Origin of the sequence: Rhabdaerophilum sp. SD176 (assembly GCF_030143245.1) — a bacterium.
In the GTDB taxonomy this organism is placed as follows: Bacteria; Pseudomonadota; Alphaproteobacteria; order Rhizobiales; family Beijerinckiaceae; genus Rhabdaerophilum.
On record NZ_JARJNS010000003.1, the window covers coordinates 104,835 to 124,038 of the forward strand.

The 19,204-nt window shown below is 64.7% G+C and carries 16 protein-coding genes; 8 read left to right on the top strand and 8 right to left on the bottom strand.

Features of this window, described 5'->3' with window-relative positions; translation table 11 throughout:
• Positions 1-82: 82 nt before the first annotated feature.
• On the bottom strand, positions 83-925 hold the full coding sequence (locus P0652_RS07310; protein ID WP_284178134.1) for a DUF1932 domain-containing protein: 843 nt from the start codon (positions 923-925) through the stop codon (positions 83-85).
• Between the two features lie 160 nt (positions 926-1,085).
• Here P0652_RS07310 and P0652_RS07315 point away from each other — a divergent pair, with 160 nt between their 5' ends.
• Positions 1,086-2,069: a Bug family tripartite tricarboxylate transporter substrate binding protein gene (locus P0652_RS07315; RefSeq protein ID WP_284178135.1), complete on the top strand. Its 984-nt coding sequence runs from the start codon at positions 1,086-1,088 to the stop codon at positions 2,067-2,069.
• Between the two features lie 28 nt (positions 2,070-2,097).
• On the opposite strand, the gene trhA is transcribed toward P0652_RS07315, so the two are convergent.
• A complete protein-coding gene (trhA, locus tag P0652_RS07320) occupies positions 2,098-2,760 on the bottom strand; it encodes a PAQR family membrane homeostasis protein TrhA (RefSeq protein ID WP_284178136.1) in 663 nt (220 codons plus the stop codon).
• Between the two features lie 200 nt (positions 2,761-2,960).
• Positions 2,961-4,964 carry a glycosyltransferase gene (locus P0652_RS07325; protein WP_284178137.1) on the bottom strand — a complete coding sequence of 668 codons (2,004 nt, stop codon included), beginning with the start codon at positions 4,962-4,964 and terminating at the stop codon, positions 2,961-2,963.
• Between the two features lie 201 nt (positions 4,965-5,165).
• Here P0652_RS07325 and nadA point away from each other — a divergent pair, with 201 nt between their 5' ends.
• Genes nadA through nadC form a run of 3 tightly spaced genes read left to right on the top strand, consistent with a single transcriptional unit; the run spans position 5,166 to position 8,667 of the window.
• Positions 5,166-6,218, top strand: a complete 1,053-nt coding sequence (gene nadA / locus P0652_RS07330; protein WP_284178560.1) for a quinolinate synthase NadA — start codon at positions 5,166-5,168, stop codon at positions 6,216-6,218.
• A gap of 23 nt (positions 6,219-6,241) precedes the next feature.
• Positions 6,242-7,798 carry an L-aspartate oxidase gene (locus P0652_RS07335; protein WP_284178138.1) on the top strand — a complete coding sequence of 519 codons (1,557 nt, stop codon included), beginning with the start codon at positions 6,242-6,244 and terminating at the stop codon, positions 7,796-7,798.
• Positions 7,795-8,667: a carboxylating nicotinate-nucleotide diphosphorylase gene (gene nadC / locus P0652_RS07340; RefSeq protein WP_284178139.1), complete on the top strand. Its 873-nt coding sequence runs from the start codon at positions 7,795-7,797 to the stop codon at positions 8,665-8,667. Before P0652_RS07335 ends, nadC begins: the two co-directional genes overlap by 4 nt.
• A 12-nt stretch (positions 8,668-8,679) precedes the next feature.
• Here the strand turns inward: nadC and P0652_RS07345 are convergent, their stop codons facing one another.
• The 3 genes from P0652_RS07345 to ppdK form a co-directional block, all read right to left on the bottom strand.
• Positions 8,680-9,246, bottom strand: a complete 567-nt coding sequence (locus P0652_RS07345) for a hypothetical protein (RefSeq protein WP_284178140.1) — start codon at positions 9,244-9,246, stop codon at positions 8,680-8,682.
• A gap of 141 nt (positions 9,247-9,387) precedes the next feature.
• Positions 9,388-10,575 (bottom strand): cell wall hydrolase, encoded by a 1,188-nt coding sequence (locus P0652_RS07350; RefSeq protein WP_284178141.1) that lies wholly within the window; start codon positions 10,573-10,575, stop codon positions 9,388-9,390.
• Positions 10,576-10,707: 132 nt separating this feature from the next.
• Entirely contained in the window at positions 10,708-13,386 is a 2,679-nt protein-coding gene (gene ppdK / locus P0652_RS07355; RefSeq protein WP_284178142.1) for a pyruvate, phosphate dikinase, read from the bottom strand.
• Positions 13,387-13,604: 218 nt separating this feature from the next.
• On the opposite strand from ppdK, the gene P0652_RS07360 reads away from it, so the two are divergent.
• A complete protein-coding gene (locus tag P0652_RS07360; protein ID WP_284178143.1) occupies positions 13,605-14,450 on the top strand; it encodes a transporter substrate-binding domain-containing protein in 846 nt (281 codons plus the stop codon).
• Between the two features lie 69 nt (positions 14,451-14,519).
• Positions 14,520-16,235 carry a lysine--tRNA ligase gene (locus P0652_RS07365; protein WP_284178144.1) on the top strand — a complete coding sequence of 572 codons (1,716 nt, stop codon included), beginning with the start codon at positions 14,520-14,522 and terminating at the stop codon, positions 16,233-16,235.
• A gap of 3 nt (positions 16,236-16,238) precedes the next feature.
• Here the strand turns inward: P0652_RS07365 and P0652_RS07370 are convergent, their stop codons facing one another.
• On the bottom strand, positions 16,239-16,859 hold the full coding sequence (locus P0652_RS07370; protein ID WP_284178145.1) for a S24 family peptidase: 621 nt from the start codon (positions 16,857-16,859) through the stop codon (positions 16,239-16,241).
• Positions 16,860-16,993: 134 nt separating this feature from the next.
• Here P0652_RS07370 and P0652_RS07375 point away from each other — a divergent pair, with 134 nt between their 5' ends.
• Both P0652_RS07375 and P0652_RS07380 read left to right on the top strand, forming a co-directional pair.
• Positions 16,994-17,353 carry a DUF952 domain-containing protein gene (locus P0652_RS07375; protein ID WP_284178146.1) on the top strand — a complete coding sequence of 120 codons (360 nt, stop codon included), beginning with the start codon at positions 16,994-16,996 and terminating at the stop codon, positions 17,351-17,353.
• A gap of 2 nt (positions 17,354-17,355) precedes the next feature.
• On the top strand, positions 17,356-18,426 hold the full coding sequence (locus P0652_RS07380) for a quinone-dependent dihydroorotate dehydrogenase (protein WP_284178561.1): 1,071 nt from the start codon (positions 17,356-17,358) through the stop codon (positions 18,424-18,426).
• Between the two features lie 8 nt (positions 18,427-18,434).
• Here the strand turns inward: P0652_RS07380 and P0652_RS07385 are convergent, their stop codons facing one another.
• On the bottom strand, positions 18,435-19,097 hold the full coding sequence (locus P0652_RS07385; RefSeq protein ID WP_284178147.1) for a response regulator: 663 nt from the start codon (positions 19,095-19,097) through the stop codon (positions 18,435-18,437).
• Positions 19,098-19,204: the final 107 nt, after the last annotated feature.

A 19,204-nucleotide genomic window follows, 5' to 3' on the forward strand; every position in this document is an offset into this window, starting at 1 on the left:
CGCTAGTGCCCGCCTGCCGGGCAGGGAAGATCATTCTTGACGAATGGTTAAACCGCAGCTCCGGGCATTGTCCCGAAATGGATCACTCTGCGGGTGGCTGAAGGACGCGCCGTTCATGTGCCTCGGCAATCGCCTCGCTCAGCGAAGGTGAAAGGCCCAGTTCGGCCAGCATCTGCGCGGCCTCGCGCATTTCGGCGGCCCTTCGGATGCCATGTCGGGCGACCCGGCTATCCATCAGCCGGGCGAGATGCGCCCAATCCTGTCCGGGAAACGTGGCGCCCAGCGAGGCAAAGACGTCTTCGCTCACGCCCCAGGCCGCCGAGGCACGGGCAGAATCGATGATCAAGGCCTCTATCCCCTTGATCATGATCGAACGGCAGAGCTTCGTGGCCGAGGCCCGGCCGATCGTGTCGGAGACCACGCGGATCGCCATGCCGCGCGGGTTGAGCCTTTCCGCCACATCCATGGCCTGCGCCCCGCCGGCCAGGATCGAGACCCGGATGCCCGGTTCTGCGACCGGAGCCATGACAGCGCCCTCGACATAGGCCAGCCCGCGCGCCGCAAGGGCCTCGCCGCAACCGGCCTTGGTGCGCGGCGAGGCGGAATTCAGGTCGAACAGCACCTGATGTGCCGTAAGATAACCAAGGGCTTTTTCCGCCACGGCGCGGGTCGAGGATGCGGTGACGGCGGAAAAGACGATATCGGCCTTCTCAACGGCAGCGGCGGCGCTTCCGGCAAGAAGCACGCCATCCCGGTCCGCTATGCCTTTCAGGGCCTTGGCCTGCACAGGGTCGTGCATCTTCAGGTCATAGGCGGAGACGGTGATTCCAGGCTGCTGCGCAAACTGACGGCCAAACAATTGGCCCACTTCCCCGTAGCCGATAAAGGCAAGGCGCAAGGCCGGTTCAGGGTTCTCGTTGATCATGGCGTCGTCTCCTCGCGCCGAGTTTCGTTACAGCTCCGTCAAAGGCAAATGGGAAATTCGGGGCCATTGATGCAATACGCTCATGAAAAGCATCGAAAATCGAATTTGATTCACGCCGCGCATCCGCCGAGACTTGAGAAAAATCCAGGAGGAAATCACCATGATCACGCGGCGAAGCTTAATTCGGCGGGGCGGAGCGGCCCTGGCTTTGCCCGCGCTGGCGGGCCGGTCGGCCCGGGCGGAAACCTTCCCTTCGCGTCCGGTCACGCTGGTCGTTCCCTTCACCCCCGGCGGAACGACGGATATCCTGGCGCGCATCGCCAGCAGCAAGCTGGAAGCCGCCCTCGGGCAGACAGTCATCGTCGAGAACAAGCCCGGTGCCGGCGGCGCGCTGGGCGCTGCCGCGGTGGCGAATGCCGCTCCCGACGGTCATACGTTGCTGCTGGGCCATATCGGCACGCTCGGCGTCAATCCCGGCCTCTATCCGCGCCTGCCTTATGATCCGCTGAAGAACTTCACCTTCCTCAGCATGCTTGCGCGCGTGCACAACGTGCTCGCCGTGCCGCTCGACCTGCCCGTCCAGTCCGTCGCGGAGCTTGTCGCCTATGCCAAACAGCGGCCCGGTCAGTTGAACTATGCCTCTGGCGGCAATGGCAGCGCAGCGCATATCGCTATCGAAGCCTTGGCCGATGCGACTGGTCTGGTGCTTCAGCACGTCCCTTATCGCGGGACCGCGCCTGCAGTGCAGGACCTGCTGGGAGGTCGCGTCCAGTTGATGCTGACCGGCGCCCCGGTGCTTCTGCCGCTGATCCGCGACGGCAAGCTGCGTGGCCTTGCTGTGTCAGGGCTGCAGAGGATTGCCGATGCCCCGCAAATGCCGACAATCGCAGAAGCGATTCCGCTTCCGGGGTTCGAGGCCTCGCAATGGTACGGCATCGTTGCGCCGGCTGGCCTGCCGGCGGCGATTGCCGGGCGGCTGACCCGCGAGATCCAGTCAGCTTTCAATGCGGCCGATGTGGCCGGGCGGCTTGCTTCGCAGGGTGCGGATGTCTGGACGATCGGGCCGGAACCCTTCCGCGCCCATGTGGAAACCGAGATCACCCGATGGAAGGGACTGATCGAAAGGCGCGGCATCCGTCTCTGATGGCCGCAAACCTTGTTGGATCGAGGCCTCACTGGATCATGGCATGGGTGATGCCGGCATAGTGGCAACCAGCCGCTGTGGCCACGAAACCGTGCCAGATGGCGTTGTGGAAGCGCAGGCTCTTCCAGATATAGAAGCCGATCCCGGCCACATAGATCAACCCGCCGACCAGCATCAGCCGGAGTGTCAGCGGCGGCAGGTCGCGGGCAAGCGGCTCCATGGCCAGCAGAGCGGATGAGCCAAGCAGCACATAGACCGCAATCGAAACCCGGTCATAGCGACCGGGAAAGGCGAGCTTCATGATGCAGCCGGCGACGGCGCCGATCCAGACGAGGCTACCGAGAAGGATCGCCCAGAAGTTGTCCTGCATCAGGACAAGCAGCGGCATGTAGGTCCCGGCGATCATCACGAAGATCGCGGAATGATCGAAACGCCGGAGCAGCCATTTCAGCGACGAGGGTGGCACGAGATTGTAGGCGGCGGAAAACCCGAACATGGCCAGCATCCCCAGCCCATAGATCGCAACTGCCGTCACTTCATGGGCACCACGCTTCATGATGACCAGCGCGATCAGGAGGGTGATGCCAATCAGCGCCGCAAGGATTGCAAGGGCATGGACCACGCCATCGGCCACAAGTTCCCCCTGGCTAAGAGGGCGCCGTCGGAGACGGGGATGGTCGGCAGGCAGCATGGCTTATCCTTGGCGGGATCGGACCTTGGAAGGACTGGCCCTGGTCGGAGTTGGTGCATGAGTAAACCGTTCTCCCGGCTTCCGCGTCAAGTGGCCTTTGGTTGTGAGCCACAGTTGCGCGGAAATGCGCAGGAGCCTATATTTCGGAGGTGCGGATCAGTGTCCGGCAGAAGGAATGGCATGGCTCAGGACGGGATCCATCAGGATGAAGCAACGTCCGCCTGGCTCGGCCGGGCGCTCCCCTTTGCCGTGATCGGCCTGTTCCTGCTCATGGCTGGCGGGCTGTGGGCCCGGTATGGCGGCGCCGTCTTCGCGGAAATGGTGGCTGCGGCCTGGGCACTCTGCTTCTGAGCCGGTGGCTGGGGCGGAAATCCGGTCCGCGCGAGGCCATGCGGCGTTTTCCGCCAATGCTGCGGCCGGGTGACCAGTTCGGCCAGTGCCAGCCAGGCGCAGAACGAGACCATCAGCTGCGTGACGGGAAAGGCCAGCAGCCACGGCCAGCGCCGGAGCCATTGGCGGCGGTGCAGAGCCACCAGAGCCGGCACGGCTTCGGTGAGCACGGCAATGGTGATCAGCAACAGCATGTTGGCATCGAGCAAGGCCTGCCGCGGGCCGTGGCCGCCCAGCGGCACGGGCGAGAGCATGCGGCCGAGCACCAGGCCGAGAAAGACCGGCAGGAAAAGCGAAGTCGTCAGTAGCGCAAAGGGTATACAGGCGCCCACCAGCAAAGAGAGTCCGTCCAGCTTCTGCCGGTACTGCGGCAGCCTTCCGGCATGGACAAGCGCCGTCTGGAACCAGCCCTTGAGCCATCGGATTCGCTGGTTCCGCCAGAAAGGCCAGCGGTTGGGCGCCTCCTCCCAGGTGGTCGAGGCGAGGTCGCCCACGGCAAGCCCGGCTTCGGCCAGCCGGTAGCCGAGATCGGCATCCTCGGTGACATTCGCGGCATCCCATCCGCCGACGCGGCGGAGCTGTTCCGCCCGGAAGTGATTGGACGTTCCCCCGAGTGCGACTGGCCAGCCGGCGAGGGAGAAGCCGCGTCGTGTGCAGTCAAAAAGGGCAGCGTAATCCAGCGCAAAGCGCTGGCACAGGAAGCCGTCCTCCGGGTTCGAGATGGCCAGTCTGGCCTGCAGGCAGGCCAGTTCGGGCGGAGCGCGGGCAAAGACCGCTGCCGCCTTTCTGAGCTGATCCCGCTCGGGCACATCCTCGGCATCGTATACGGTCACCAATTCGCCTGTGGCGAAAGGCAGGGCGGCGTTCAGCGCGCGCGGCTTGGTGCGGGGTTCCCCCGGCGGGATCCGGAAGAGCAGGAAGCCCGGCGGCAGCGCAAAGCCGGCAAGGGCGGCAAGGGTTTCGGCATCGTCGGCCTCGATCAGCAGCAGGACCTGGCGACGCTCCGGCGGATAGTCGAGCGCGGCGAGGTTCCGGACAAGCTTCCGTGCGACATTGCCCTCACGGTAGAGCGGGACAAGCAGGGTGTAGCCGGGCAGGGCGGACTCGGGCAGGGCGGGCTCGGACGAGGCCAATCCCGCCTTCGCTTCGGCGGCGGGCATAAGGGCTGCTGTGAGAACGGCCAGTGCCGCGATCAGATAGGCCGGTGTCAGGGCAGCGAGGACGATCTCGACCGGTGCCGCGGGAACGGCCCCCGTGAGGGCAAGAAGCGCGAGCAGCACAAACAGTCCCGCACCGAGGGCCAGCAGGCGGGGCCCTGTGCGCAGCGTTCGCGCGGATAGTTCATCCGGAAGTCCGGTCGCGGCCTGCCGGGCAATGGCAGGGCCATGCTGGCGGAGAAGGGCATCGAGCAGATCCTGCTCGCCGGTCAGGACCAGCGGCGGGAGATTGCCCGCGAGCGCGCGCCGCACCAGCATCTCGGCGAGGGCACCGGTCGGCGCGATCAGTCTCGCGGTCTTCCCCTGATATCGGCATTGATAGCCGCGTCGGTGGAATGCCTCGTCGGGGAAGACGGTCCCGGCAGGTGGGGGAAGCTCCTGGAGGACCGGGCTGCCGGTCAGCCGGGCGAGCATCGAGAGAAGGGCGGGCTCGGTGATGTTGCCCCGTGCTAGAGCGAGATCGAGCGGATGGCGCCGGGCTTCCACGGCCTCATGGCAAAGCTGGCGCCAAAGGGGCGGGGGCAGGCCTAGCCCCTGCGCCAGGATCAGGCAGGGCTCGCCGGGGCCGGAAAGTGGCCGGGAAGTGGCAAGGAACATCTAAAAAACGCGCAAATAATGAGTAGGGCAATCTGACGCAAATAGGACAGAAATCCTTATCTGACAAGCCGGCGCAGAACAGCAGGATTCGCTCTAGATTTTCCGGAGGAAACCGTGTAATAGAAATACTCAAAATGAGCATATATCCGTAGCCAGCTTCTGGCTCTGGAGGAAACCGAGATGACGTTGACAGTTCCGGCCATGATGACGGCGAGGGTGCCCGGCCCGGATTCCGGCGAGAACCGGGTCCTGCCGATGCCTGACCTGACCTATACGCCCGAAGTTGCCGCTGAGACGGCGCATCTCTACGACCGTGTGAAGCATGTGGTGCCCCCGGTCGAGTGGCCGTTCCATGCCCCCTATGTTGCCGCCATCAACCGGCTCAAGAAGGAGCGCGATGCGGTGATTCTCGCGCACAACTACCAGACGCCGGAAATCTACAATTGCGTCGCAGACGTCGTGGGGGACAGCCTGCAGCTGGCCAAGCTGGCGGCCCGCAGCACCGCGCGCATCATCGTGCAGGGCGGCGTCCATTTCATGGCCGAAACCTCGAAACTGCTGAATCCGGACAAGATGGTCCTTATCCCGGACCTGAAGGCGGGCTGCTCTCTGGCCTCCTCGATCACCGGTGCCGATATCCGCCGGCTGCGGGAAGCCTATCCCGGCGTTCCGGTCGTGGCCTATGTCAACACGTCGGCCGAGGTAAAGGCCGAGGTCGATATCTGCTGCACCTCCGCCAATGCGGTCCAGGTGGTCGAAAGCCTCGGCGTCGATCGTGTGCTCTTCGTGCCCGACCAGTACCTTGCGAAGTATGTGGCCTCGAAAACGAAGGTACAGATTATTTCCTGGCACGGCGCCTGCGAGGTTCACGAGCGCTTCACCGGTGAGGAACTGCGGCGCTATCGCGAGGCGGACCCGTCAATCCGCATCATCGCGCACCCCGAATGCCCGCCCGATGTCATTGCCGAGGCGGATTTCACCGGGTCGACCGCCGGAATGATCGATTATGCGACATCGCAGAAGGGCGGCAAAGTCCTGCTCGTCACCGAATGCTCGATGGCGGACAATGTGGCGGCCTCTGCGCGGGATGTCGAGTTCGTCCGGCCCTGCAATCTCTGCCCGCACATGAAGCGGATCACGCTGCCGAAGATCCTCGACAGCCTGCTCACGCTGCAGCATCGGGTCGAGATCCCCGAGGAGCTTGCCGTGCGGGCCCGCCGCTCCGTCGAGCGGATGATCAACCTGCAGAACTGAACCGCAGGAACCGGGAATTCTCCATGGCTTCGGTCCTTGTCATCGGCGGCGGGCTCGCCGGGCTCTTCACGGCACTTAAGCTCAGCCCGCTCCCTTGCACCATCATCAGCCCCCTGCCGCTCGGACAGGGGGCCTCCTCGGCCTGGGCGCAGGGCGGCATTGCCGCGGCAATCGGCGAGGGGGATTCGGTTGACAAGCATGTTGCCGATACGCTCGCTGCTGGCGCCGGCCTCTGCGACGAGCGCATGGTCCGGCTGATGGCCAGCGAGGCGAATGACCGGATCCACGATTTGCTGGGCTTCGGCGTTCCCTTCGATCGGGACCTCGGTGGGCGCCTCGTCCAGTCGCGCGAGGCCGCCCATTCGGCCAACCGCATCGTGCGCGTTCGGGGCGACATGGCCGGGGCGGCGATCATGGAGGCGCTGGTTGCCGCCGTGCGGCGGACGCCTTCCATCCGCGTCCTCGAAGGTGTCGAGGCGCTTGAACTCGAGAAATGGCCGGACGATACGGTCATCGGTGCCAGCGTCGAGTTCATCCACGAGAATTTCGATCGCGCGGGCGGCTTCATGCGGGCCGACCGGATTGTCCTGGCTACGGGCGGGATCGGCCAGCTTTTCGCTCGCTCGACCAACCCGCCGGAGGCGCGTGGTCTCGGCCTCGCCATGGCCTCGCTGGCCGGCGCCCGGATCGCCAATGCCGAATTCGTCCAGTTTCACCCCACCGCGCTCGATATCGGGATGGATCCCGCCCCGCTCGCCACGGAAGCCCTGCGCGGCGAAGGCGCGATCCTGATCGACAATGCGGGCAAGCGTTTCGCCCTCGCCCATCATCCGGATGGCGAGCTGGCCCCGCGTGATATCGTGGCCCGGGCCGTCTTCGAGGAATGGGTGGCCGGCCGTCGACCGATGCTCGATGCGCGGGCGGCGATCGGCGACCGCTTTCCCGAGGCCTTTCCGGCAGTCTATGCCCGCTGCCGTGCTGCGGGGATCGATCCGGTGACGGAGCCGATTCCGGTTGCGCCGGCCGAGCATTACCATATGGGCGGCGTCGCGACCGACGAGAATGGCCTTACCTCGCTCAAGGGCCTTTATGCCGTTGGCGAGGTGGCCTGCACCGGGGTGCATGGCGCCAACCGGCTGGCCTCGAATTCACTGCTCGAAGCGGTGGTTTTCGCGGCGCGGGCGGCCGAGCATGTCCGCACCGAACTCGGCGAGGCAGGTTCGCCCGTCCGCATCCTCGACCGGTCGATCGCCAATCCGCAGCCGGAACCGATGGACGAGATCGCAACCGTCCGGAGGCTGATGGCTGAACGGTTCGGCGTCGTACGGAACGGGCCCGACATGCAGGCTGCGCTCGACGAACTGATGGCTTTGCGAATCTCTACCCGCTCCCGGACGGTGTTCAGGATGACCACGGCCGCTTTGCTCATCGCCTCGTCGGCATTGGAACGCCAGGAATCCCGCGGCGCCCATTTCCGAACGGACTATCCCGAGACGGCTCCTGCCGCGAGAGCGAGCGAGGCTCCGTTTCCGGGCCTTCTCGTGGAGCGCTATCTCGCGACCAACGGAGCGCTGGCATGATCGGACCCCGGGCCGCTCTTCTCCCGGCCAATCTCGTGCAGGATGCTGTCCGGCTCGCTCTTGCGGAAGATCTCGGCCTCGCCGGCGACATCACGTCACGGGTCTGCATTCCGAAGGGGCAGCAGGCGCGGCTGGCGATGGTGGCCCGCAAGCCGGGTATCGTCGCCGGCATGGCGCTGGCCGCCGAGGCGTTCCGGCAGCTTGATGAGAAACTGGTCGTAACCTTCGCCGTGGATGATGGCGCCGTCCTCGCGCCGGGGCAGCCGGTTCTCTCGGTGACGGGGGACGCGCGCGCCATTCTCGCGGCGGAGCGCACGGCCCTTAATTTTGTCGGGCGCCTGTCCGGCGTGGCGACGTTGACCGCAGATTATGTCCGTAGCATTGCCAGTACGCAGGCCTCGATCGTCTGCACCCGCAAGACCACGCCGGGATTGCGCGCCTTCGAGAAGCATGCGGTGGCCTGCGGCGGCGGCCGCAACCATCGCTTCGGCCTGTTCGATGCCATCCTGATCAAGGACAACCACGTCGCTGTGGCTGGTGGCATCATCCCGGCCCTGCAGGCTGCGAAACGCGGGGGTGGCCATCTCGTGAAGATCGAGATCGAGGTCGATACGCTGGAACAGCTTGACGAGGTTCTGGCCGAGGGCGCGGATGTCGTGCTGCTCGACAATATGGGGCCGGAGCGGCTGCGCGAGGCGGTTGGCCGGATCCGGGCGCGGCGGCCCGCCATGCTGGCCGAGGCCTCGGGCGGCGTTTCGCTCGAGACGGTGGCGGGGATCGCCGCCACCGGTGTTGATCTGATCTCGGTCGGGGCGCTCACGCATTCCGCCCCGGTCCTTGACCTGGGGCTCGATATCGCGATGGCCTGACCAGCTGGCCGGTCAGTGCAGGCGCTTCCAGCCCGAATAGCCCGGCGAGACCTGCACATGGCGGTGGCGCGTCGCATATTCGCCGGGAATCGTCTCGTGCGAGACATAGCCCGGGCGAACCAGCACGGTGCGCTCCCGCGTGCCGTGGACAGCGGGGATGGTGTCATAGACCACCCGTTCCGGGCTGACCATGACCTGCCGGTGCTGGGTGGCATATTGTGCCGGGACAGTCACCCAGCAGCCGATCTCCCGGCCCCAGCCATCACGCGTGACCTGCCAGACCTTGCGGGCCGGCGCGACCATCACGGTCTCGGCAACGGTATGGTACTGGGCGGGAATGACGCGCTGCACATGCTGCGCCGGGCGGATCACCACGGTTTCGTGGGTCGAGCCATAGACAGGCGGCACATGCCGCGCGATCGTCCGGGCCGGCCGGACCTCGACGGTCTCCGCGACGGTGCCATAGACCGGCGGGTGATGGACACGCTTGTAGCAGGCGCCGCCGCAATCGCCGCCGGCCGCAGCCGGATTAGCCATGAGCAGCACGGCAAACATCGAAGAGGCAAGAAGATGACGCATGGGACCCCCTATATTCTTCTTCAATTATGAAGCAGAAGAGGCTCGCACTCAATCATCTGGCATGTGAATCGGTGATATTCGAGAATTAACGGTAAATTCTTGGCCCGTTTACGATGAATATTTACGAAACACACGCGCGGATCAGGTCTGGCCCGGCCTGAGGCGATAGAAGATATGCCGGCCGATGCGGTCGGTCCGCTTCAACCGGCGGGACCAGTACGGTGCGACATAGGTGGCATGGTAATGGGTCGAATGGCCGACACTCTCGTTGTATTGCGTGCCTTCCATGACCGCCCGCGCAATGGTCTGCGCCCTTTCCCATGCTTCCGGCTCCTGGATCGCCAGCGATTTTCCCTCGCAGGCAAAGGTGAACTGGCAGGCCTTGTAGCGATGGCGGTTCTGGTAGACGACACCGCACACGGAACTGGGATAGAGGCCACTTTTGACCCGGTTGAGCACGACCTGCGCCACCGCCGCCTGTCCCTCTTCCGGCTCCGAACGGCTTTCGAAATAGATCGCTTCGGCCAGGCAGCGATGCTCCCGCTTGCGGCTCTCCGGATCGATCAGGCCGAGATAGTTCGGCCCGACCGTGAGCCGTGCAGTGACGGCAGCACGGCCGCTCGGGTCCGAATGGACATGAGCAAAGGCGGGAATGCGCATCGCGGCGGCGGCAATGATCTCGGGCTCGACCGGCGCCGGTGTAACCGATGCCAGCGCAACGGCACGGTTGACCGGCGGCGTCGAGCCATCCGGGCGGCTGAGCGAAAGTTTCTGCGGCGACAGCCCGCCCTGCGGTGCCGTGAGGGAACCGCCCGCACTGCTGCTGCCGGGCGTGCTGCTGCGGATGTCGAACCGTCCCAGCCGCGCCATCAGCGCCTGGCTTGCCCGCTCCATCGACACGGCTTCTTCCAGCTTTGCCTTCGGCAGGAGTGCCGGGTCGACCAGGAACAGCAATGGCACGCCGATTTCAGGCTGGCGCTCGAACTCGCGCGAGAGGTCAACCTTGCGGATATGCGCGGCCAGCGATGAAGGCAGCGGCGCCTCTGGATCGAGCGCCGGACCGGTTCGTTCCCGGTGCAGTGTCAGGACCGACAGTCGCGGCGGGAGCAACGTCACACGGTGCGGTTCGATCATCGTCGAGCGCTTGAAGATCTTGTCGAGATGGAGTGTTCCCTGGCCGGCCGAGGCCGTGAACGAGACCAGCAGCGCGCCGGCAAGGCTCCACGGCGCGAGCAGCGCCGCGCTCCGTGCGACGGCAATCCGCCCGGCCGCGGGAATGGCTCGCGTCCGTGTCTTGCGATGTGGCCTTGCTGCGTCGTGTTGCGCCACGGCTACCCCGTTCCCGCTGGATCCCTGTGGCTCAGGGATGCCAGGCAAGCGAAAATCCTGTCCCGGGGGCCATGATCGTCGCTCGGGGTTCAGGAGGGCTTAAGCGGAAAGGTTAATCCTTTCCGAAGATCTTCAGCCCTCTGCCTTCGTCACCTTGCCGAGGGCGGCCTGCGCGGCGGCAAGCCGGGCGATCGGCACGCGGAACGGTGAGCAGGAAACGTAATCGAGCCCGACGCTCTCGCAGAAGGCGATCGAGGCGGGGTCGCCACCATGTTCGCCGCAGAGCCCGAGCTTGATGTCCGGCCGCGTGCGGCGGCCACGCTCCGCTGCAAGCTGGACGAGTTCGCCGACACCTTCCTGATCGAGGGTCACGAACGGGTCCTCGGTGAGGATGTTGCGGGCCTTGTACGATCCGAGGAACGAACCGGCATCGTCACGGCTGATGCCGAGCGTTGTCTGGGTCAGGTCATTGGTGCCGAAGGAGAAGAACTCGGCCGACTTCGCAATGTCTCCGGCCTTCAGTGCCGCACGCGGCAGCTCGATCATGGTGCCGACCGAGTAGTTCAGTTCAACGCCCTGCTCCTCGCCGACCATCTTCGCCATCGCGTCGATCCGCGCCTTGACGAGGTCGAGTTCGGCTTTGGTCATGACCAGCGGCACCATGATTTCCGGTGTGACCGGCGCGCCGGACTTGCGCCCGGCTTCGATCGCGGCCTCGAAGATGGCACGGGCCTGCATTTCGGCGATTTCCGGATAGGCAACGGCGAGGCGGCAACCCCGGAAGCCGAGCATCGGGTTCGATTCCTTGAGTTCCAGTGCCCTGAGCCGCAGCTTCTCGGCATTGGTGCCCATGGCCTCCGCCACTTCCTGGATTTCCCGGGCTTCATGCGGCAGGAATTCGTGGAGCGGCGGGTCGAGCAGGCGGATCGTCACCGGCAGGCCACGCATGATCTCGAACAGCTCGACAAAGTCCGAACGCTGCATCGGCAGGAGCTTGTCCAGCGCGGTGCGACGACCCTTCTCGTCATCCGCGAGGATCATTTCGCGCATGGCGATGATACGGTCGCCATCGAAGAACATGTGCTCGGTGCGGCAGAGCCCGATGCCTTCCGCTCCGAATTTGACGGCCGTGCGCGCATCGAGCGGCGTTTCCGCGTTGGTGCGGATCCTCAGGCGCCGGAACGCATCGGCCCAGCCCATCAGCGTGCCGAACTCGCCCGACAGTTCCGGCTGCAGCATCGCGATCTCGCCTAGCAGGACCTGCCCGTTCGAGCCGTCGATGGTAATGAAGTCGCCGCGCTTCAGCACGCGTCCGCCAGCGGTCATCGTGCCGGAAACCATGTCGATCCGGATGGCGCCCGCCCCGGACACGCAGGGCTTGCCCATGCCGCGCGCCACGACCGCCGCGTGGCTGGTCATGCCGCCGCGCGTCGTCAGGATGCCTTCGGCCGCATGCATGCCGTGGATGTCCTCCGGGCTGGTCTCTACGCGGACGAGGATGACCTTGCGCTTCTCCTTGACCGCCTGTTCTGCCTCTTCCGAGGTGAAAACGATGGCGCCCGTCGCGGCACCCGGCGAGGCCGGCAGGCCCGTTGAGAGAACCACGCGCGTCGCGTTCGGATCGATCGTCGGGTGGAGAAGCTGGTCGAGCGCCGCCGGATCGATCCGCTGGATCGCTTCCTCGCGGGTGATCAGACCCTCATTGGCCAGGTCGACTGCAATGCGCAGGGCCGCCTTGGCGGTGCGCTTGCCGTTGCGGGTCTGGAGCATCCAGAGTTTGCCCTGCTGGACCGTGAATTCGAGGTCCTGCATGTCGCGATAGTGTTTTTCAAGCAGCCCGTAGATCCGGACCAGCTCGGCATAGGCTTCCGGCAGCGACATTTCGAGCGAAGGCTTGGTCGATCCGGCCGCGATCCGTGCCGCCTCGGTAATGTCCTGCGGCGTCCGGATGCCGGCAACGACATCCTCGCCCTGCGCATTCAGCAGGAATTCGCCGTAGAGTTCCTTGGCACCATTCGACGGATTGCGCGTGAAGGCGACACCCGTGGCCGAGGTTTCACCCATATTGCCGAACACCATCGCCTGTACGTTGACGGCGGTGCCCCAGCTCTCCGGGATGCTGTGCAACTCGCGATACTTGATCGCGCGGGCATTCATCCAGCTGCCGAACACGGCGCCGATCGCACCCCAGAGCTGCTCGTGGGGATCCTGCGGGAAGGGCCGGCCCAGCTTCTCCTGAACGCAATTCTTATAGGCGCCGACAATCTGCTTCCAGTCCTCGGCAGACAGTTCGGTATCGAGGGTGAAACCCTTGGAATCCTTGAACTCCTCGAGAATATCCTCAAAATTGTGATGATCGAGATCGAGCACGACATTCGAATACATCGTGATGAAACGGCGATAGCTGTCCCAGGCGAAGCGCGGATTGCTCGCGAGGCTCGCCATGGCTTCGACCGTGACATCGTTCAGGCCGAGGTTAAGCACCGTGTCCATCATCCCCGGCATCGAGGCGCGTGCGCCTGAGCGGACGGAGACGAGAAGCGGGTTGCTCGCATCGCCGAAGATGCGGCCGGTCAGGGTGCCGACATGCCGGAGCGCGGCATCGACCTGGGCGGCAAGATCCAGAGGATAGCGCCGGTCATTCTCGTAAAACGCGGTGCAGACCTCGGTAGAAATCGTGAAGCCCGGTGGCACCGGCAGGCCGAGATTGCACATCTCCGCCAGATTGGCGCCTTTTCCGCCGAGGAGGTTCTTGAGGCCTGAATTGCCTTCGGCCTGCCCATCCCCGAACGTATAGACCCACTTCGTCATGATCGTTCCCCGGCTTGTTTCGCACTTGCGAGATGACGCAAGCTTCCTGTCGCAAAAGTGTCAGCATGGCAACCTCCCAAATCGGAGAAAGGCCGTTGCATCCCGAGGAAAGCTCGGTCACCCTGCGCCGCCGACCTAAAGCGAGCCCAGCCTGAATGAATGCCGAACGCGCTTCCGCTGCGTCGAATTCCCCGCACGGAAGACGGGGAGGGGCCGGCATGGTCCTGTTCCTCGCCGCGATGCTCGTGCTTGGCGGGGCCTCTCCGATTGCGGCCCAAAGCACCTCTGCCGCTGCACCGCCGGTCATCGTGCCGCTGGTCATCGACCCGGACCGCCGTATCGAGCGGCGCGACCTGCCGCGCGGCGCCACGATCCGCTTCGTGACGGAAGAGGATTATCCGCCGTTCAACTATCTCGGCCGTGACGGGGCGCTGGTCGGGTTCCATGTCGATCTCGCCCGGGCGATCTGCTCGGAACTCGCCGTGCCCTGCACGATCCAGACGCGCCGATGGGATCTCCTCCTGCCGGCCCTGGAAGCGGGCGAGGCGGATGCCGTTATCGCCGCGCACCGCATTACGCCCGAGTTGCGCCAGCGCTTCGAGATGTCGCTGCCCACGCATCGCGTACCGGCGCGGTTTGTTGTCCGGTCCGGCACGCTGCCGGCCGATGGCGACTTCCGGCAACTTGCCGGGCGTTCGGTTGCTGTCATCGGCGGAAGCGCGCACGAGGCCTTCCTCAATGCGTTTTTCCCGGGTATCCGGCTGCAGCGCCACGACCGGCTCGAACCGGCGCTCGAAGCCGTCCGGCGCGGCGAGGTCGATCTTGTCTTCGGCGACGGGATCGCCCTGTCCTTTTGGCTGAATGGATCCAGTTCGCTGGCCTGCTGCCGCTTCTATGGCGGCCCCATCCTCGAAAGCCGCTTCTTCGGCGAGGGGGCAGGCCTCGTCTTCCGGCAGGGCAATACCACGCTCCGTGGTGCGGTGGATTATGCGCTCTGGCGCCTGATCCGCGACGGACGCTATGCCAAGCTGCTCCTCAAGCATTTTCCGATGCCTTTCTATTGATTGACGCACCGGTCGCGGGCCACTAACCAGATCCGCTCGTCAAGACCCTGAATTCCGATGGAAACTCCGATGTCCCACCTCCTCGCCTACCGCGATGCCGCGCAGAATTCGGCCGCCTGGCCTTTCGAGGAAGCGCGCAAGCTGGTCGCCCGGCTCGAGCGTCGTGGCGGCTTCGCGAAATCGGGCAAGCAGGCCGTCCTGTTCGAGACCGGCTATGGCCCGTCCGGCCTGCCCCATATCGGCACTTTCGGCGAGGTGGCGCGGACAACCATGGTCCGCCGGGCCTTCGAGACGCTGACCGGCGGCGAGATCCCGACCCGGCTCATCGCTTATTCCGACGACATGGACGGCCTGCGCAAGGTTCCGGACAATGTGCCGAACAAGGAGATGCTGGCGAAAGCGCTGAACCTTCCGCTGACGAAGGTTCCGGATCCCTTCGGCACGCATGAGAGCTTCGGCCACCACAACAATGCACGGCTCTGTGCCTTCCTTGACCAGTTCGGTTTCGAGTACGAGTTCCGTTCCTCGACCGAATGGTATCGCTCCGGCGCCTTCGACAGCACCTTGCTGCTCATGCTCGAGCGCTACGAAGCGATCATGGCGATCATGATCCCGTCGCTGCGCGAGGAGCGGGCCGCCACCTATTCGCCCTTCCTGCCCATCCATCCGGAAACCGGGCATGTGATGCAGGTACCGATCGAGGAGCGGAAGCTGGATGCCGGCACGATTGTCTGGCGCGATCCCGCAACCGGCAAGGCCTTCGAGACGCCCGTGACCGGCGGGCATGCCAAGCTGCAATGGAAGCCGGACTGGGCGATGCGCTGGGTGGCGCTGGATGTCGATTACGAGATGGCCGGCAAGGACCTGATCGACAGTGTCAAGCTGTCCGGCGAGATCGTCCGCGCGTTGGATGGCGAGGCGCCGGAAGGCTTCAACTACGAGCTCTTCCTCGACGAGAAGGGGCAAAAGATCTCCAAGTCGAAAGGGAACGGCCTGACCATCGACGAATGGCTCACCTATGCCTCGCCCGAGAGCCTCGCGCTCTACATGTTCCAGCGCCCTCGCGAGGCCAAGAAGCTCTATTTCGATGTCATCCCGCGTGCCGTGGACGAATATCTCAGCTTTCTCGACGCGTTCGGCCGTCAGGACGAGAAGAACCGCCTCGGCAACCCGGTCTGGCATATCCATGGCGGCAATCCGCCGGCACCGGAGCGGATCGGCCATGGCATTGACCAGCCTGGCACGCAGGTCAGCTTCGGGCTGCTCCTGAACCTCGTTGCCGTGGCCAACGCCGAGGACAAGGCCGTTTTGTGGGGTTTCCTGCAGCGTTATGCGCCCGGCGCCTCGCCGGCAACCCATCCGCGCCTCGACAACCTCGTCGGTTATGCGATCCGCTATTTCCGGGATTTCGTGAAGCCCAAGAAGGCCTACAAGTCTGCCGACGACGTGGAGGCTGGGGCCCTGCGGGCCTTGCTGGGCAAGCTTCGCGCCCTGCCAGCCGATGCTGGCGGGGAGGCAATCCAGGAAGCGGCCTATGACGTTGCCCGGGCCGAGCCGCGCTACCAGGACCTCAAGGCCAAGGGCGCGACGGTCGAGCGCCCGGGTGTCTCCAATGCCTGGTTCAGCGCGATTTACCAGATCCTTCTGGGCGAGGAGCGCGGGCCTCGCTTCGGTTCATTCGCGGCAATCTATGGCCTCTCGAACACAACCATCCTGATCGAAAAGGCCCTCCGTGGCGATCTGATCGCCGAGCACCAGCGTTTTCTGGACACCCGCGGCGCCTGATCGTTACTGGCTGGCCCAGACAATCCGCGAGACGTGCCGGATCTCGTGGCTGGGCCGGGCCACAGGCACGTCGTCGCGGAACGGCGTGTAATGGAGATGGGTCGCGCTGGCATGGCCCAGAACACCGAGATCCGCCGCTCCGCCCTGGTCGATGATCAGCACCCGGTCATGGCGGCGCGTCTCCGCCTCGGGCGCCACGATGATGACATCGCCCTTGCGATAGACCGGCGCATAGGCGCTGCTGTGGATTTCCAGCGCATAGAGCACGCCGTCGACCGGAGAGGGAAAGGCGATCTCGTCCCAGCCCGCATGCAGCGGGCGACCGGTCGGATCGAGAGAGCCGGCCAGTGTCTCGTCCAGCAGGCGATAGGCAACGCGGCGCGAGGGCCATTCGGTCTGGGTCAGCAGGCCGAGAAAGTCATCGATGCTGGTCGTCGTCGCCCCGAGGACCTTGGCGATGGATTCTGTCGATGGCCAGCGCAACTGGCCATCGGCATTCTGGCGTTTGGAGCGGTTGAACGTCGTCGGATCGAGCCCGGCCTTCTTGGCCAGGCTGGACGCGGACAATCCCTGGCGTTTGGCCAGGGCATCGATCGCGGCCCAGATTTGAGCATGGGTGAGCATGGTAAGGGGAAATCCGTATGGGTTGCCGAAGGGGGTAGCAACTTTGGCGGCCATCTGCAATTAAATGTTATGGAGCAATGGTTTAAACACGGTGATAATCAAACGTTGCAATGTCGTGAAAGCTGAAAACAGTGATGCAGACTACCATTTTCAAGATCATGACTGAAGATCAATGGCGCCAGTTCGAGGCCGATGGATCATTTGCGGGAGCTCCGGTCGATCTGGCTGATGGCTACATTCATTTTTCCTACGCCGACCAGCTGGCCGAAACGGCGATGCGGCACTTTGGTGGCATGTCCGGGCTCCGGATCGTTGCGGTTGACACGATTATGCTTGGCACCGCATTGAAGGCAGAGCCGTCGCGCGGCGGGGCCTTGTTCCCGCATCTCTTTGCATCCTTGCCGCGCGCGGCGGTTCGGTGGGTCGCTCCGCTGGTCTGGCGCGAGGATGGCACCCCCGAATGGCAGCCGCCTGCGGGCGCGAAGGATGGATGACGATGTTTCCCGGGCTTTTCCCCCTGATCCAACCCCTGATCCGGGCGCTTGACCCCGAAACAGCCCATGACTGGACAGTGGCCGCACTGGAAAGGATGCCACTGCCCGCGCCGCCGGCCGACGATCCGCGCCTGCGGTGCACCTTGGCGGGGCTTGACCTGCCCAACCCGGTCGGCATTGCCCCTGGCCTCGACAAACATGCCCGCGTCCCCGATGCGTTGATGCGCCTCGGCTTCGGCTTTGTCGAGGTGGGCGGCGTGACGCTGCTGCCCCAGCCCGGCAATCCGAAGCCGCGCGTGTTCCGGCTGCCGGCCGATGGCGCGGTGATCAACCGCTACGGATTGAACAGCGACGGGATGAAGGTCATTGCCGGGCGGCTTTCCGCGCGTCGCCGGCAGGGCGTGCTCGGGGTCAATCTCGGGGCGAACAAGGAAAGCGCCGACCGCATCGCCGATTATCTCGCCCTGGTCGAAGGCATCGGTCCGCTGGCCGAATTCGTTACGCTCAATGTGTCCTCGCCGAACACGCCTGGCCTGCGCGACCTTCAGGGACGCGCCTTTCTGGACGACCTTCTTGCGCGCGTGCTCGACCTGCGCGCCCGCCTTGGGCTGACGACCCGGATTTTCCTCAAGATCGCACCGGATCTCGACGAAACCCAGCTTGATGACATCATCGCAGTGGCCCGCGCCCGGGGGATCGACGCCATGATCGTCTCCAACACCACTGTTGCGCGTCCCGACTCGCTGGTGGAGAAGGCGCTCGCGAAGGAGACCGGCGGACTGTCCGGCAAGCCGCTGTTTCGGTTCTCGACCATCATCCTGGCAAAGACCTTCCTGCGTGTGGAAAAGCAGTTTCCATTGATTGGCGTTGGCGGGATCGCCAGCGGTGAGGATGCTGTGGCGAAGATCGCGGCGGGAGCCGATGCGATCCAGCTTTATTCCGCGCTGATCTATCAGGGGCCGGGGCTGATCGGCGAGATCAAGACGGCCTTGCTGCGGGCCGTCGAGCGCGAACGGGTCGCCGGGATCGGGCAACTGGTCGGCCGCAATGCGGCAACCTGGGCTGAGGCCTGAAGCCGCGCTCAGCCAGGAATATCGAGCTTGGAGGCTGCGATGACCGCTTGCGTCCGGCTCTCCACGCCCAGCTTCATCAGGATTGCCGAGACATGGGCCTTCACCGTCGCCTCGGAGACGGAAAGCTCGTAGGCGATCTGCTTGTTCAGCAGCCCTTCCGAAAGCATCGTCAGGACGCGCATCTGCTGGGGGGTCAGGCTGGCAAGGCGCCGGATCAGGTCTCCGGTTTCCTTGTCCGCCAGTTCGCCGAGCGGAATATCCGGCGGCGTCCAGGTGCCGCCGGTCAAAACCATGCGGATCGCCTTGTTCATCACCTCGATCGGCGTCGTCTTCGGGATGTATCCCGCCGCGCCGAACTCCATGCAGGTACGGATCGTCGCCGAATCGTCGACGCCGGACACCACAATGATCGGAACCGCAGGGTGTTGCGACCGCAGAAAGGTCAGGCCGGAAAACCCGCTGACACCGGGCATTTTCAGGTCGAGCAGGACAAGATCGATATCCCCTTGCCCCGACAGCGCCTGCACCGTTTCTTCCAGCGTTCCGGCCTCGATCACGGAGAGTTCGGCGAAGATCCCGGACAAGGCCTGTTTCAGTGCGCCGCGGAACAATGGATGATCGTCGGCGACGATAATCGTGCCCCTACCATGGTCCTGAACTGCCTGTGTCATGGTTCCGTCCCGTTCATTGCACGGCTTGGCGCATATCGGCGTACCGCATCCTGTCTTCTGGGCTGATGATGGCCGACAACGTTCTCTATTTGCAAGCGACATGGCTC

What these genes read in the sequence shown, in the direction of transcription:
- P0652_RS07385 (WP_284178147.1), bottom strand. Translation starts at nt 19,097, where the DNA reads ATGACACAGGCAGTTCAGGACCATGGTAGGGGCACGATTATCGTCGCC.
- P0652_RS07315 (WP_284178135.1), top strand. Translation starts at nt 1,086, where the DNA reads ATGATCACGCGGCGAAGCTTAATTCGGCGGGGCGGAGCGGCCCTGGCT.
- P0652_RS07345 (WP_284178140.1), bottom strand. Translation starts at nt 9,246, where the DNA reads ATGCGTCATCTTCTTGCCTCTTCGATGTTTGCCGTGCTGCTCATGGCT.
- P0652_RS07325 (WP_284178137.1), bottom strand. Translation starts at nt 4,964, where the DNA reads ATGTTCCTTGCCACTTCCCGGCCACTTTCCGGCCCCGGCGAGCCCTGC.
- P0652_RS07310 (WP_284178134.1), bottom strand. Translation starts at nt 925, where the DNA reads ATGATCAACGAGAACCCTGAACCGGCCTTGCGCCTTGCCTTTATCGGC.
- nadC (WP_284178139.1), top strand. Translation starts at nt 7,795, where the DNA reads ATGATCGGACCCCGGGCCGCTCTTCTCCCGGCCAATCTCGTGCAGGAT.
- P0652_RS07335 (WP_284178138.1), top strand. Translation starts at nt 6,242, where the DNA reads ATGGCTTCGGTCCTTGTCATCGGCGGCGGGCTCGCCGGGCTCTTCACG.
- P0652_RS07375 (WP_284178146.1), top strand. Translation starts at nt 16,994, where the DNA reads ATGCAGACTACCATTTTCAAGATCATGACTGAAGATCAATGGCGCCAG.
- trhA (WP_284178136.1), bottom strand. Translation starts at nt 2,760, where the DNA reads ATGCTGCCTGCCGACCATCCCCGTCTCCGACGGCGCCCTCTTAGCCAG.
- P0652_RS07365 (WP_284178144.1), top strand. Translation starts at nt 14,520, where the DNA reads ATGTCCCACCTCCTCGCCTACCGCGATGCCGCGCAGAATTCGGCCGCC.
- nadA (WP_284178560.1), top strand. Translation starts at nt 5,166, where the DNA reads ATGATGACGGCGAGGGTGCCCGGCCCGGATTCCGGCGAGAACCGGGTC.
- P0652_RS07380 (WP_284178561.1), top strand. Translation starts at nt 17,356, where the DNA reads ATGTTTCCCGGGCTTTTCCCCCTGATCCAACCCCTGATCCGGGCGCTT.
- P0652_RS07360 (WP_284178143.1), top strand. Translation starts at nt 13,605, where the DNA reads ATGGTCCTGTTCCTCGCCGCGATGCTCGTGCTTGGCGGGGCCTCTCCG.
- ppdK (WP_284178142.1), bottom strand. Translation starts at nt 13,386, where the DNA reads ATGACGAAGTGGGTCTATACGTTCGGGGATGGGCAGGCCGAAGGCAAT.
- P0652_RS07370 (WP_284178145.1), bottom strand. Translation starts at nt 16,859, where the DNA reads ATGCTCACCCATGCTCAAATCTGGGCCGCGATCGATGCCCTGGCCAAA.